This is a genomic window from Rhizobium sp. R693 (assembly GCF_002211315.1).
Taxonomy (GTDB): domain Bacteria; phylum Pseudomonadota; class Alphaproteobacteria; order Rhizobiales; family Rhizobiaceae; genus Rhizobium.
Map to the genome: position 1 here is coordinate 315,492 of NZ_LOKY01000023.1, position 14,252 is coordinate 329,743.

The 14,252-nt window shown below is 59.7% G+C and carries 7 protein-coding genes; 5 read left to right on the forward strand and 2 right to left on the reverse strand.

Annotated elements, in window-relative coordinates; all coding sequences use genetic code 11:
- Positions 1-175: 175 nt before the first annotated feature.
- The 5 genes from ATY79_RS19195 (at position 176) to ATY79_RS19215 (ending at position 12,392) form a co-directional block, all read left to right on the forward strand.
- A complete protein-coding gene (locus ATY79_RS19195; protein ID WP_088704605.1) occupies positions 176-8,695 on the forward strand; it encodes a glucoamylase family protein in 8,520 nt (2,839 codons plus the stop codon).
- Positions 8,696-8,795: 100 nt separating this feature from the next.
- Positions 8,796-10,016 carry an OpgC domain-containing protein gene (gene opgC / locus ATY79_RS19200; RefSeq protein WP_088693154.1) on the forward strand — a complete coding sequence of 407 codons (1,221 nt, stop codon included), beginning with the start codon at positions 8,796-8,798 and terminating at the stop codon, positions 10,014-10,016.
- 26 nt (positions 10,017-10,042) lie between these two features.
- Positions 10,043-10,255, forward strand: a complete 213-nt coding sequence (locus ATY79_RS19205; RefSeq protein WP_088693155.1) for a hypothetical protein — start codon at positions 10,043-10,045, stop codon at positions 10,253-10,255.
- Between the two features lie 113 nt (positions 10,256-10,368).
- A complete protein-coding gene (locus ATY79_RS19210; protein ID WP_028747250.1) occupies positions 10,369-11,403 on the forward strand; it encodes an aspartate-semialdehyde dehydrogenase in 1,035 nt (344 codons plus the stop codon).
- Positions 11,404-11,573: 170 nt separating this feature from the next.
- Positions 11,574-12,392 (forward strand): lytic murein transglycosylase, encoded by an 819-nt coding sequence (locus tag ATY79_RS19215; RefSeq protein WP_088704644.1) that lies wholly within the window; start codon positions 11,574-11,576, stop codon positions 12,390-12,392.
- Positions 12,393-12,455: 63 nt separating this feature from the next.
- Here the strand turns inward: ATY79_RS19215 and ATY79_RS19220 are convergent, their stop codons facing one another.
- Together ATY79_RS19220 and pdxY are read right to left on the reverse strand one after the other, a co-directional pair.
- The gene (locus tag ATY79_RS19220) at positions 12,456-13,097 is read right to left on the reverse strand and encodes a carbonic anhydrase (protein WP_088704606.1); all 642 of its coding nucleotides are present in this window, start codon (positions 13,095-13,097) and stop codon (positions 12,456-12,458) included.
- Positions 13,098-13,167: 70 nt separating this feature from the next.
- Entirely contained in the window at positions 13,168-14,043 is an 876-nt protein-coding gene (gene pdxY / locus ATY79_RS19225) for a pyridoxal kinase PdxY (RefSeq protein WP_088704607.1), read from the reverse strand.
- Between the last annotated feature and the right edge of the window lie 209 nt (positions 14,044-14,252).

Below are 14,252 nucleotides of genomic sequence, written 5' to 3' on the forward strand. Positions count from 1 at the left end.
CGCGCGTAGCCTGCACACGTCGCGTTTAAACCGTTTCGCATCGTCGATTGATTGCCGTTTCGATCTTGCTGTCCGAGATCACGAAACCTCGGCGCTGTTCATGTGGTAGTCATATTTGGCAGTGCAAAAGGCTACGCAAATCATCATAACTTTGCTTGGATCCAGAACCGAACCCATGTCCATTTCCGCCACGTCTCCGAGCCCGTCCCGCGAGTCCGAAACGAAGCAGATCGATCACAATGACTCGATCCGCTCAACCTATCTTTCCATCGAGGATATCAGGGGAATAGGCGCCTCCGTCGCCGCCCACGGCGTCGACTCGCTGCCCGCTTTTGCACCGTTCGATTTCTTCGCGCGGCACAAGGAAAACGAGAAGGAAATCCTGCGGGTTTACCGCACGACGGCAACGGACGTGGAATCGGGTGAAACGATCACTCCCGCAGCTGAATGGCTGCTCGACAACCATTATATCGTCGAGGAAGCGATCCAGGAAATCCGTCGTGATTTCCCGCGGCGCTTCTACCGAGAACTGCCGACGATCGACGTCGGCGGTGTACGGATCCCACGCACTCTGGCACTCGCATGGCTTTATGTCGCCCACACCCACAGCTCGATCTCGCAGGAAAGCCTGACGGCCCTGGTCGATGGCTTCCAGCAGAGCGAAACACTAAGGATCGGTGAACTCTGGGCATTGCCGTCGCTTGTTCGCTATGTGCTCGTGGAAAATCTGCGTCGCATTTCGATCCGCGTCGAGCGCAGCCGCCGGTTACGCCGGCGTGCCAACGAGGCTGCAGATGAGCTTGTGCGGCTGACGGACCCGGCAAAGGCGGCCGAGTATCTCAGGTCGCTCGAGTCTCTTGCCGAAGACAATACCTTCGCAACACAATTCCTCTACCGCATGCGCGATGGGTCGCAGGCATCGAGCGTGGCGATCGCTTGGCTCGATGAACGCCTTGAAGCCCTCGGTCGCGACACCGACGAGACGACGATGGCGGAGCACAGCCGCTTGTCCTCCGGTAACGTCACGATGGGTAACATCATCCGCGGTCTGCGCGAGATCGACGACACGGAATGGTCGGTCTGGGTCGAACAAGTCAGCCATGTCGACAAGCTGCTGTGGGATCATTCAGACTACGGCGATCTCGATTCCGGTTCGCGCAACAAGTACCGCAAGCAGATTGAAAAGCTTGCGAAGCGCTCGCCCCTGTCGGAAATGGAGATCGCCCAGTTGGCGCTCGACATGACTGAGGAGGCGAAGACCTCCGGCGAGACGCAGCCGCACGAACCGAATGTCGGCGGCTTCCTGACGGGCGCTCAGAGGCCAAAGCTCGAAGCGCGCGCGAACTATAGCCCGACCGCAACGCAGCACTTCGTCCGAACCGTCCGCCGTTTCAACTGGCTTTCGATTGCCGCACCGGTCATCCTGCTCACCATCATTGCCATGGCAATCGTCGGCAAGTTCATGGCCAATGCCGGCATGGGGCCGCTTGAGATCGCGATCCTACTGGTCATGTTCTCCCTCCCTGCCTCGGAAGGAGCAACTGGTCTCTTCAATACGGTGCTGTCGTTCTTCGTGACACCGGCCCGGTTGGTCGGCTACGAGTTCAAGGAGGGCATTCCCGAGGAAGCCCGGACACTACTGGTCGTCCCCTGCCTCATCTCCAACCGCGACAGCGTCGATGAACTCGTCCGCAATCTCGAAGTTCACTACCTCGCCAACCCACGTGGTGAAATCTACTTCGCGCTTCTCAGCGACTGGCCGGACAGCCAGGTCGAGGAAACATCCGCCGATCTCGAGGTGCTGGACTATGCCCGCCGCGAAGTTGCGAACCTCTCTGCGCGCTATGCCTTCGATGGCAAGACGCGCTTCTACCTCCTGCATCGTCGTCGACTCTACAATCCAGCCGAAGGCGCCTGGATGGGATGGGAGCGCAAGCGCGGCAAGCTGCATGAATTGAATCTGCTGCTCCGCGGCGACCGCGATACCACCTATCTCCCGGGCGCAAATATCGTACCGGCAAACGTTCAGTACGTGATGACGCTCGATGCCGACACGCGCCTCATGCGCGATGCGGTCACCAAGCTCGCCGGTAAGCTCTATCATCCCATCAACCGTCCGGTGATCAATCCGGCCAGCGGTCGCGTCGAAAGCGGCTATGGCGTGCTGCAACCGCGCGTCACGCCGTCGCTGACGACAGGCAAGGATGCCTCGGTCTTCCAGCGAGTCTTCTCGATCAACCGTGGTCTCGACCCCTACGTCTTTACCGTCTCCGACGTCTATCAGGATCTGGCGGGTGAGGGCACCTTCACCGGCAAGGGCCTCTATCATGTCGATGCCTTCGAAGCATCGCTGAAGGGCCGTATCGATGAAAACTCGGTACTCAGCCACGACCTGCTAGAGGGTTCGATGGCCCGCTGCGCGCTCGTCACCGATCTGGAACTCGTCGAGGATTTCCCGACCCGCTATGAGGTCGAAACCTCGCGCCAGCATCGATGGGCGCGTGGCGACTGGCAGCTACTGCCATACATGTTCAATCCGAAGCACGGCGTCACCGGGCTCGGGCGCTGGAAGATGTTCGACAACCTCCGCCGATCGCTGACGCCAATCGCATGGTTCTTCGCCTCGGTGCTTGGCTGGTATTTCATGGCCCCGCTTGGCGCGCTCGTGTGGCAGATCCTATTGATTTTCTGCCTGTTCGTCGCCCCGACGCTCTCCCTCATCAACGGCATCATCCCGCGGACCAGCGATATCGTCGCCCGCGCCCATCTCTACACCGTCTGGTCCGATATCCGTGCCGCCAACGCGCAGGTCGCTCTTCGGATTATCTTCATCGCCGATTCCGCATGCATGATGGCCGATGCTATCGGCCGCTCGCTCTATCGCCTCTTTGTCAGCCACAAGCTGATGCTGCAATGGCGAACGGCTGCCAGCGTCCAGGCCGGCAAGCAGGGAACGATCCTCTCTTATTATAGGGCGATGTGGCATGCGCCGGTGCTGGCCTTGTTTGCACTGGCTTTTGCGGCGCTCTCCGGCGACAAGGCCTATCTCGTCGGCGTTCCCTTCGCGCTTCTCTGGATCCTCTCACCGCTGGTCGCCTACTATGTCAGCCAGTCGGCAGAGACGGAAGACCGGCTTGAAGTCGCCGATTCCGTTTCCAGCGAGCTTCGCAAGATCGCCCGCCGCACGTGGCGCTATTTCGAGACGTTCACCACCGCCGAACAGAACTATCTGCCACCGGACAACATACAGGAGACGCCGCACGTAATCGTCGCGACGCGCACCTCCCCGACCAATATCGGCGTCTATCTGCTGTCCGTCGTGTCTGGCCGGCATTTCGGATGGTTCTCCTTCGAGGAAACCATCGATCGGCTGGAACAGACGATCGCGACAATCGACAAGATGGAGAAATTCCGCGGGCACCTCTTTAACTGGTACCACACGGATAGTCTTGAAACGCTCGGGCCGCGCTATGTTTCGGCGGTCGACAGTGGTAACCTCGCCGGCCACCTGATCGCGATCTCATCGGCCTGCCGCAACTGGGCGGAAGCGCCCTCCGCCCATATGCAAGGCAATCTCGATGGTGTCGGCGACACCGCAGGCATCCTCGCGGAAGTGCTGTCGGAACTGCCGGACGACCGCAAGACGGTCCGCCCGCTGCGTCGTCGTCTGGAAGAGCGTATCATCGGCTTCCAGAACGCGCTGGCAGCGGTCAAGCGCGAGCACGAGTTCGCATCGATCCGCATCATCAACCTCGCCGTTCTCGCGCGCGACATTCAAAAGCTCGCTGCCAACCTCGATCATGAGGTGAAGTCCGCCTTGAGCGTCGAGGTCACGCGCTGGGCCGAGTCTCTTGTCAAGGTTTGCGAAGCCCACATCTCGGACAGCACCTTCGATCTGTCCAACATCGATGCGCTGCGTCCGCGCCTGATTGCCTTGCGCGACAAGGCCCGCGACCTCGCCTTCTCGATGGACTTCGGCTTCCTGTTCCGGCCCGAAAGGCGCCTGCTCTCGATCGGCTACCGCGTGGAAAGCGGCGAGCTCGATCAGGCCTGCTACGACCTGCTGGCCTCGGAATGCCGCCTCACCAGCCTGTTCGGCATCGCCAAGGGCGATCTGCCGACGGAACATTGGTACCGTCTCGGCCGCCAGGTCGTTCCAGTCGGCTCGCGTGGTGCGCTTGTCTCGTGGTCCGGCTCGATGTTCGAGTACCTGATGCCGCCGCTCGTCATGCAGGAACGCGGTGGAGGTATCCTCAACCAGACCAACAACCTGGTCGTGGTCGAGCAGATGAACCATGCCCGCAAGCTGGGGATTCCGTGGGGTATTTCGGAAGCGGCGTTCAATGCGCGCGACCATAACCTCAACTACCAGTACACGAACTTCGGCGTACCGTCGCTCGGCCTGAAGCGGGGCCTCGGCCACAATGCGGTTATCGCGCCCTACGCTTCCATCCTTGCCAGCCAGTATAATCCCGACGCGGCGCTTGAAAATCTCCAGCGCCTGCGCAAACTCGGCGCACTCGGCAAGTTCGGTTTCCACGACGCCGTCGACTTTACGCCGACCCGCCTGCCTGAAGGCAAGACTTGCGCGGTCGTCTATAACTACTATGCTCACCACCATGGCATGTCGATCGCGGCCGTCGCGAACGTCGCCTTCAATGGCCACTTGCGCGAACTCTTCCACTCGGATCCGGTGATCGAGGCTGCCGAACTCCTTCTGCAAGAGAAGGCACCGCGGGATATTCCGGTCATGAGCGGTAAACACGAGTCCGATACGCCAGCCAGCATTCAGGACGATCTATTGCGTCCTGAACTGCGCAAGATCTATGATCCGGCCTCGCGCGATCGTGAGCTGGTTTTCCTCTCGAACGGCCACTACTCGCTGATGCTGACCGCAACGGGCGCCGGCTATTCACGGTGGAACGGCCAATCGGTTGCCCGCTGGAAAGCCGATCCGACCGAGGATCGCTGGGGCACCTTCATCTTCCTCCGCGATACGGCGACCAACGAATGGTGGTCGGCAACCACGGAGCCGAAGAGTGTCGAGGGCGAGCAGGTCAAGGTTCTCTTCGCCGACGAAAAGGCGGAGTTCACCAAGACGGTGGGCGACCTCACGAGCGAGGTCGAATGCATTGTCGCCACCGAGCATGACGCCGAAGCACGCCGACTGACGCTTATCAACTCGGGGACGGAGGATCGATTTATCGAGGTAACTTCCTATCTCGAGCCTGTCCTTGCGACAGACGACGTCGACAACGCCCATCCGGCATTCGCTCGCATGTTCGTCAAGACGGAGATCGGCAAGCGTGGGGACGTCATCCGCGTCGAGCGCAACAAGCGTGATCCGAACGAGCCGAACATGGCCGTTGCCCACCTCATCGTCGACAACTCCGGCTCTTCGCGCCACACCGAGTTCGAAACGGACCGCCGCAAGTTCCTCGGCCGTGGGCGCAGCCTCGCGAACGCTGCCGCCTTCGATCCCGGCTCAACCCTTTCCGGCACTGACGGCTTCACCCTCGATCCGGTTGTCTCACTTCGCCGCACCGTGCGTGTACCGCCCGGCAAGAAAGTCAGCGTCATCTTCTGGACTATCGCTGCGCCGAGCCGCAACGAGGCGGATCAGGCCGTTGACCGGTATCGCCACGCGGACGCTTTCAACCACGAGCTCGTCCAGGCCTGGACCCGCACGCAGATTCAGATGCGCCATGTCGGCGTGACGTCCCAGCAGGCGGCAGCCTTCCAGCATCTGGGTCGCCATCTGGTTTATCCGGATATGTATCTGCGCGCCGATGCGGCCGCAGTCGCCGCAGGCATGCAGTCGCAGTCATCACTTTGGCCGCTGGCGATCTCCGGCGATTTCCCGATCTTCACGTTACGCGTAAACGACGACATGGATCTCGACATCGTCAGGGAAGCGCTGCTTGCGCAGGAATACCTGCGCTCGCGAGGCGTCACCGCCGATCTGGTCATCATGAACGAGCGCGCGTCATCCTATGCGCAGGACATGCAGCACGCAGTCGATCAGATGGCGGAGAATGTTCGCCGCATGGGACAGGCCGATGGCTTGCGCCAGCACATTTTCACGGTCCGCAAGGATCTGATGGAAGAATCAACGTACCATGCACTGATCTCGGCCTCCCGCGTCACGCTCCATGCCAAGAACGGCAAGATTATCGATCAGATCAATCGTGCCGTCGCGCTGTTTTCCCCAAGCAAAGAAGAGCAGCAGGAGCTGGAGCGTGCCGACCGCGCGAAGTCACCGGTCAAGCGGATCGCCCCGACGCCAGCCTCACGACCATCCAAGGTCGTGGTCGAGGAAGAAGGCGATCTCAATTACTGGAACGGTATCGGCGGCTTCGCCGGCGATGGGCGCGAATATGTCGTCCGCCTTCCCGGAGGTCACGCGACGCCGCACCCGTGGATCAATGTCATCTCGAATGAAAAATTCGGCTTCCATGTGTCGGCAGAAGGAGCGGGGTTCACCTGGAGCACAAACTCCCGCGACTATCAGCTGACGTCGTGGTCGAATGACGCAGTCATCAACCGCCCTGGTGAAGCGATCTACGTCGTCGATCGGGACAGTGGCGCGGTACTGACTCCGTTCGCAAACCTCTCGACGCGGCAAGATATCCGCTTCGAAGCACGACATTGTCTGGGCTATTCGGTATTCTCCAGCGTACAGAACGAAATCGCGCTTGAGGTGACGCAGACGGTTGATCGCGAAAAGCCGATCAAGCTGCAGCGAATCCGGCTACGCAATGCCAGCTCCAAGCCAAGGAAGCTGCGGATCTACGGGTACGTCGAGTGGGTTCTGGGCAACAATGCGCAGAAGTCTGCACCGTTCATCCTCTCGGAGCACGACGAGGAGACTGGCGCACTGTTTGCAAGCAACAACTACAGCATCGATTATTCCGGTCGGGTCGCTTTCTTTGTTGCCGGTGAGAAGCCGTCCAGCTTTACGGCCAGCCGCCGCGAATTTATCGGCAAGACAGGTACGATTCAGGCGCCGCACGCCCTGAATTCGGGAGCCGGCCTTTCCGGCGCGACGGAGCTCGACGGCGACCCGGCAGCGGTTCTCGCGATCGATATCGAGATCGGACCGGACGAGGAGCGCGATGTCTGCTTCTTCCTCGGTGATACCAAGACGAAGGCCGAGGCGCGGGCGTTAATCAATGATATCCGCAAGGTTGCCTTCGAGGACGTTGTCCAGGCAAACCGTGCGTTCTGGCAGAGTTTCACCGGGAAGCTGCAGATTTCCACGCCCGATCAGAGCATGAACAACCTGATCAATACCTGGCTGCCGTACCAGAGCCTGGGCTGCCGCATCATGGCGCGTACGGCCTTCTACCAGGCAAGCGGTGCCTTCGGCTTCCGCGATCAGTTGCAGGATACGTTGGCATTCGTCATCCATGAGCCGTCGATTGCCCGCAAGCAAATCCTGAATGCCGCCTCGCGCCAGTTCCGCGAGGGCGACGTTCAGCATTGGTGGTTGCCGGGCACCGGCGCTGGCGTCCGGACGATGATTTCGGACGACGTGGTTTGGCTCGCCTATGCGATCCATCACTATTGCAGCGTTACGGGAGACAAGAGCGTCCTCGACGAACAACTCGCCTTCCTGGAAGGGCCGGCACTCCTCGAGGGGCAGCACGACTCCTTCTATCTGCCCGAAGTCTCCGAAGATAAGGCGAGCGTCTACGAACACGCTGCCATCGCGCTGGATCTCGCGATCGCCCGAACAGGCAAGAACGGCCTGCCGCTCTTCCTCGGAGGCGATTGGAACGACGGCATGAATCGTGTCGGCATTGGCGGACAGGGAACGAGCGTCTGGCTCGGCTGGTTCCTGGCGGGCGCGCTGCGTTCGTTCTCGGCATATGCGGAGGACCGTGGCGACAAGGCACGCGTTGAGCGGTGGACCCAGCACCTGGCCGCGCTCAAGGCAGCGCTCGAAACCGTCGCCTGGGATGGCGCCCACTACCGGCGCGGCACGTTCGATGATGGCAGCTTGCTTGGCTCCAAGGAAAGCCTCGAATGCCAGATCGATTCGATCGCCCAGTCCTGGAGCGTGCTGTCCGGGGAGGGGGATCCGGCGCATTCGGCGAAGGCGATGAACTCCGTGCTGGATAAGCTGGTCGATCCAGAGGCACGGATCATTCGGCTCTTCACACCGCCCTTTGCGAACTCGGCTAAGGATCCTGGCTACATCAAGGCCTACCCGCCAGGCGTTCGAGAAAATGGTGGCCAATACACCCATGCCGCGACTTGGGTTGTCTTGGCGCTGGCTGAACTTGGCCGCGGCGACGATGCCCTGCGTTGCTTTGAATTGCTGAATCCAATCAGTCATGCCCGCGACCCGGTTTCGGCGGAACGCTATCGCGTCGAACCCTATATCATCGCAGCTGACGTCTACGGTGAGGGCGCGCTGAGCGGTCGCGGTGGTTGGACTTGGTATACAGGATCCGCAGGCTGGCTCTATCGCGCGGTCATCGAGGGCATCCTCGGCATCAGGGTGAGGGATGGCCGCTTGTACGTGCGTCCAGCGCTGGCGAGTGCCTGGGACGGCTTCTCCGCCGAGATTGAGCACGCAGGTGCTAAATACCTCATTTCGGTCTCAAAATCGTCCCATCCGAGAGGTTACGATGTGACCATCAACGGACGCGAAGTCACCGATCCCGACGAGGGATATCCGGTCGGATAACAGCATTTTTCCTAGCTAATCATCCGGCGTTTCGTTGCGGCCAAAAGGGAAACCTTTTGGCCGCAACTGCGTTTGCAAATCGGAAAAGCAGGAGAAGTCCATGGCAATAGCGCTCGAGGGGACGATTGGCGCCAAGCAACGTTCTGTGACGGTAGCGACGCCGAAACGTGATACGAGATTGGACGTTCTACGCGGACTGGCGCTCATCACGATTTTCATCAATCATGTTCCCGGTCAGATTTTCGAGAATCTTACAACCAAGAATTTCGGCTTCTCAGATGCGGCCGAAGCCTTCGTTCTGATCTCGGGCATTGCGGTCGGCTTGGCCTATGGTACGCGCTTTGAGCCGAGCGCATGGCTGCTGACGACGGCCAAGGCCACGAAGCGGGCGTTTACGCTTTATCTGGCTCACATGATAACGACGTTCATGACGCTCGCCCTGTTCCTTACCGGCGCTTGGATCTTCCACCGACCTGGCCTGCTGTGCGAGATCAACATCCTCGCCGTCTTGACCAATCTGAAGGCTGGCATTCCCTCGCTGGTGCTGTTGGGACACCAGATTGGCTACAACAACATCCTGCCGATGTACGGGGCCTTGATGCTGATGGTGCCGGTCATCCTTCTGCTTAACGCGGCAAGCCCTCTTCTCGCGCTGGCCGTCTCCGGCACGGTTTGGCTGTTTGCGGGCGTATATGAGATTGCGCCTCATAACATGCTGATTGAGGGCTATTGGTTCCTCAATCCACTGTCCTGGCAATTCCTCTTCACGATCGGCATCGTTGGCATGATGCATGTGCGCCGTGGAGGCAAACTGCCTCAGCACCCGATCCTCTTTGCCGCTGCAGCGGCTTACGTCGTATTGTCCTTTGCCTGGGTGGTCGGCCAACTCTGGAGCTTCGGAATTGCGTTGGCAGCGCTCGGCCTGCCGCCGGTACTGACAGGTTTCGACAAAACATTTCTGTCTCTGCCGAGGCTGTTGCACGTTCTGGCGCTGACGTATCTCGTCATCAATATTCCGGCAATCTCACGCCTGCTGCGCCGGTCAGCGGACCATCCGCTGACCGTTCTCGGCCGCCACTCGCTGAACATCTTTGTCGCCGGTACTATCCTGGCGATGGTCGGTCAGGTGGTGCTCTACATCAACAACCACGACCGGATCATCGGGCCAGTCCTTGTGGTTATCGGCATCGCCATCCAGTTCGCCTACGCCTACCATCTTGAACGCAAGCGCAAGCTCGAGGCAGGCGACCGAAACAGGTTGCCCAGCCGAGGGATGGTGCCGGTTCCTGTACGCGTTGATCGATCGCGGGATCGGCGCTAGACGCCAGCGGCATCAGTCTGCTGCGATTGTCGGCCCATCGTCACCCCTTCGTATCTGATCGCAAAAACCTTGACTCCTGTGGAAAACCTTTTAAGAGCAACGGCGGAAAAGGAATATCCATGGTTCGCGACGAACACGCCATTGCTGCATGCAATGACCGGGCACAAGGTGCCGGGATGGATATTGCCGTTCCGGTTTCTTCCAAAACCAAGGCCAAAACGACGACGAAAACCGTCTGACGTCTCTGGCCTGCCGCTCTCTCCCCGGCTCGGCTGGGGACAAGGAAGCCGCGATATTTTCGCGCTTTCCCCCTCACCGGATAAGAGGAGAGAAGAGAAAGAGAGCTTGAGAAATGGGTTTTAAAGTTGCAGTTGCGGGAGCGACCGGAAATGTTGGCCGGGAAATGCTCAATATCCTCTCCGAGCGCGGTTTTCCCGCCGATGAAGTCGTCGCGCTTGCATCCGCGCGCTCGCAGGGTACCGAGGTTTCTTACGGCGATAAGACGCTGAAGGTCGCAAACCTCGAGAATTACGATTTCTCCGACACCGATATCTGCCTGATGTCGGCTGGCGGCGAGGTCTCCAAGAAGTGGTCGCCCAAGATCGGTGCCCAGGGCTGCGTCGTCATCGACAACTCGTCGGCGTGGCGCTACGACGCGGACGTGCCGCTGATCGTTCCTGAAGTGAACCCGGACGCCGTTACCCAGTTCAGCAAGCGCAACATCATCGCCAACCCGAACTGCTCGACTGCGCAGCTCGTGGTGGCGCTCAAGCCGCTTCACGACTTCGCCAAGATCAAGCGTGTCGTCGTTTCGACCTATCAGTCCGTTTCCGGCGCCGGCAAGGATGGCATGGACGAGCTGTTCAACCAGACGCGAGCCGTCTTCGTCGCGGATCCGATCGAGAACAAGAAGTTCACGAAGCGCATAGCCTTCAATGTCATTCCGCACATCGACAGCTTCATGGAAGACGGCTACACGAAGGAAGAGTGGAAGGTTCTCGCCGAGACCAAGAAGATGCTCGACCCGAAGATCAAGGTGACCTGCACGGCAGTTCGCGTTCCGGTCTTCATTGGCCATTCTGAATCGGTCAACATCGAGTTCGAAAGCGAGATCACGGCCGACCAGGCACGCGACATCCTGCGGGAAGCTCCCGGCTGCCTCGTCATCGACAAGCACGAGAACGGCGGTTACATCACGCCCTATGAGTCTGCCGGTGAAGATGCGACCTACATCTCGCGCATCCGCGAGGACGCGACGGTCGAGAACGGCCTGAACATGTGGGTGGTTTCCGACAACCTTCGGAAGGGTGCTGCTCTCAACGCGATCCAGATCGCCGAGCTGCTTATTAATCGCGGACTTGTGAAGCCGCGCAAGCAGGCAGCCTGAACCAATTGTTAACTATGGTTTGTTAAGCCCGGCTTAATAAGGTAAGGGCTTTTCTTGGCGCGGGTTCGCCGTTTACGGCTTCCCGCGCTTGCCAAATCAAAGACGGTGACAATATTGCCGAAAGCGGGCCGATGGCCCGGTTTGAAGGCCAGTCAGATCGGGATATCTCCATGCGCATGACGAAATTTTTGCTGGCAGCTGCTGCCGCCTGCATTCTCCACGCAGTTCCTGCAGCAGCCAAGGCAGCCCAGTGCGGCAACAACGGCGCTGGTTTCGAGGCCTGGGTTGGCGAATTCAAGCAAGAGGCGGCCGCAAACGGTGTCAGCCCCTCCGTTCTCGATCGCGCATTTGCAAACGTCTCTTACAACAGACCGACGATTGCTGCCGACCGCGGCCAGAAGAGCTTCAAGCTTTCCTTTGATGCCTTCATGCAGAAGCGCGGTGGTGCGGCGATCATTTCGCGCGGCAAGAATATGAAGCGTGCCAATGCTGCTCTCTTTGCGTCGATTGAACGCCGTTTCGGCGTACCGGCTGGTCCGCTGATCGCGATTTGGGGCATGGAGACCGGATTCGGCAGCTATATGGGCAATCAGCATACGCTGTCGGCGGTGTCGACCCTCGCCTACGACTGCCGACGTTCCGACTACTTTACCGATCAGCTTTATGCGGCATTGCAGCTTGTCTCGGAGGGTTACCTCAATCCGCAGGCGCGCGGTGCGGCCCATGGTGAGATCGGACAGACGCAGTTCCTGCCGCGCAATGTCGTGCGCTTCGGCGCCGATGGCGATGGCGACGGCCGCGTCGATATGGTCGGCTCGCGCGCTGACGCGCTCGCCTCGACTGCCAATTTCCTGAAAGGCCATGGCTGGCAGGCCGGTGCCGGCTATCAGCCCGGCGAACCCAACTTCGCAGCGATCGCCGGCTGGAACGCGGCGACGGTCTATCAGCAGGCCATCGCTTACATCGGCCAGCAGATCGACGGAAACTAAGAATAAGTCAGCGCAAACCACGAGCGCCGAACCGAGGTTCGGCGCGCTCTTTGTTTGGTTAATTTAGATTTCTGGACGAATGAAGTCGCGGGTCTCGGCGTCCATGACCCACAGTTCTCCCGTCGAAATATCGAACCAGGCACCGTGAAGTGCAATCTTGCCGGCGTCTTCCAGGGCCTTGATGTCCGGAAACGTCCGGAGGTTCTCGATCGAATTGCGGATCGAGACACGCTCGAGGGCGGTTTGGCGCTCGGCGGGAGTCATCACGTCATTGGCGCCGATCTGCTCCGCCGCCGGCCTGACGAGCGACATCCAGCGCCCGATAAAGTCGCCAGGCGATAGCGGCTCGGCGTTCGGATCGAGGGCTGCCCTGATGCCACCACAGCGCCCATGGCCCATGACAACGATATCCGTAACCTTCAGAGCCTGAACCGCGAATTCCAGCGCGGCTGAGGTCGCATGGAAATGGCCATCCGGCTCGTAAGGCGGCACCATGTTGGCGACATTGCGGATAACGAATAGTTCGCCGGGACCCGCATCAAAGATCAACTCGGGCGCAGCACGTGAGTCCGAACAGGCGACCACCAGCGTGCTTGGGTTCTGGCCGTGTTCAGCCAGCGCTTTATAGCGATCACGGGCGTCCACATAACGCCCATTCATAAAGTTACGATAACCGTCAAGAAGGATGTTTGGAAAACGCTGCATGATCTTCGATTACAGCCTGCGCCAAACAAGATCAATATCGCACTGCAAGATCGCGAGCCTAGTCGTGGTGTCAGCCCTTGCGCCTTTGCACGGGATGCATCAGGCGCCGCATATGCACCATCGCCATGGGCGTTGCGAGGCTTGACGCGTCGCTTGCCAGCGTCAATTCGTCACTCCCTCGCTTCACGGCGCGGGCAAGCACCTCGTAGACACTTGCCGTTGCAAGCTGAAGCGCCTTCTCGTCCTCCATGCCGGAAAGAAGCCGCGACAGAAACAGCGCGGCGAGAAGATCACCGAGGCCATTTGGCGGTCTATCGATAAGGCGGTGTTCCGCCAGCAGCGCATGTCGCCCTGTGAGGTAAAGATTCCCCGTGCCTCCTGCCATCATCGGTACGGCTGAGGTCACCAGCATACGTGACGGCCCCAGCGATAGGGCCGCTTCCATTATCGAGGTATTGTCTTCAAGGGGCGCGCCAGCGAGCCAGGCGAGCTCATATCGGTTAGGCGTCGCAAGCGAAGCGAGGGGTATCAGATGATCCCTGATTGCCTCGGCCGTTGCCTGCGGGACGTAAAGGCCACCCAGATCCCCCATAACCGGATCGCAAACGTAAAGCAGCTCTGGCTTCTGCTCGCGCAAAGCCGTCACGAGGCGGGCAACCGAGCGCGCTTGCGCGGCATTGCCGAAATACCCCGATAGAACAGCCTTCACCTCGCCAATCCAAGGCGCGCGAATGAGATCGTCGATCGCCGCGTCGAAATCGGCTTCGGCAAACGCGAGCCGTGTAGACCGGCCATGGCCGGGGTGCCACGGCAGCACGATCGTCGGCAGCGCCCAAACCTGATGACCGAGGGTCTCTAGCGCAAAGACCGCCGCACGGTTTCCGACGGACCCGCGCACAACGTGGCTGGAGATAACAATGACGGTTCCTGCGGCATTATCTGACATGATGCTCTACTCGGCCTTCGATGCCCGTTGATCTCCTTTTTGCAGCTCCACTGTCAACTGCTCTTCACGCAGACATGAAAGCGTCGGCTGCAAGAAATTCAGAAATCTGTACGACGAAGCAAAATCTTTCGAAAATTTGCGTCCCGATGGCCAAAAACGCATGAAAGCTGCCTCGCAAAGCGCTCTTTTAGAGATTCTTTCGTCAAATC

Coding starts and splice junctions, on each gene's coding strand:
- ATY79_RS19210 (WP_028747250.1), top strand. CDS start 10,369: ATGGGTTTTAAAGTTGCAGTTGCGGGAGCGACCGGAAATGTTGGCCGG.
- pdxY (WP_088704607.1), bottom strand. CDS start 14,043: ATGTCAGATAATGCCGCAGGAACCGTCATTGTTATCTCCAGCCACGTT.
- ATY79_RS19215 (WP_088704644.1), top strand. CDS start 11,574: ATGCGCATGACGAAATTTTTGCTGGCAGCTGCTGCCGCCTGCATTCTC.
- opgC (WP_088693154.1), top strand. CDS start 8,796: ATGGCAATAGCGCTCGAGGGGACGATTGGCGCCAAGCAACGTTCTGTG.
- ATY79_RS19220 (WP_088704606.1), bottom strand. CDS start 13,097: ATGCAGCGTTTTCCAAACATCCTTCTTGACGGTTATCGTAACTTTATG.
- ATY79_RS19195 (WP_088704605.1), top strand. CDS start 176: ATGTCCATTTCCGCCACGTCTCCGAGCCCGTCCCGCGAGTCCGAAACG.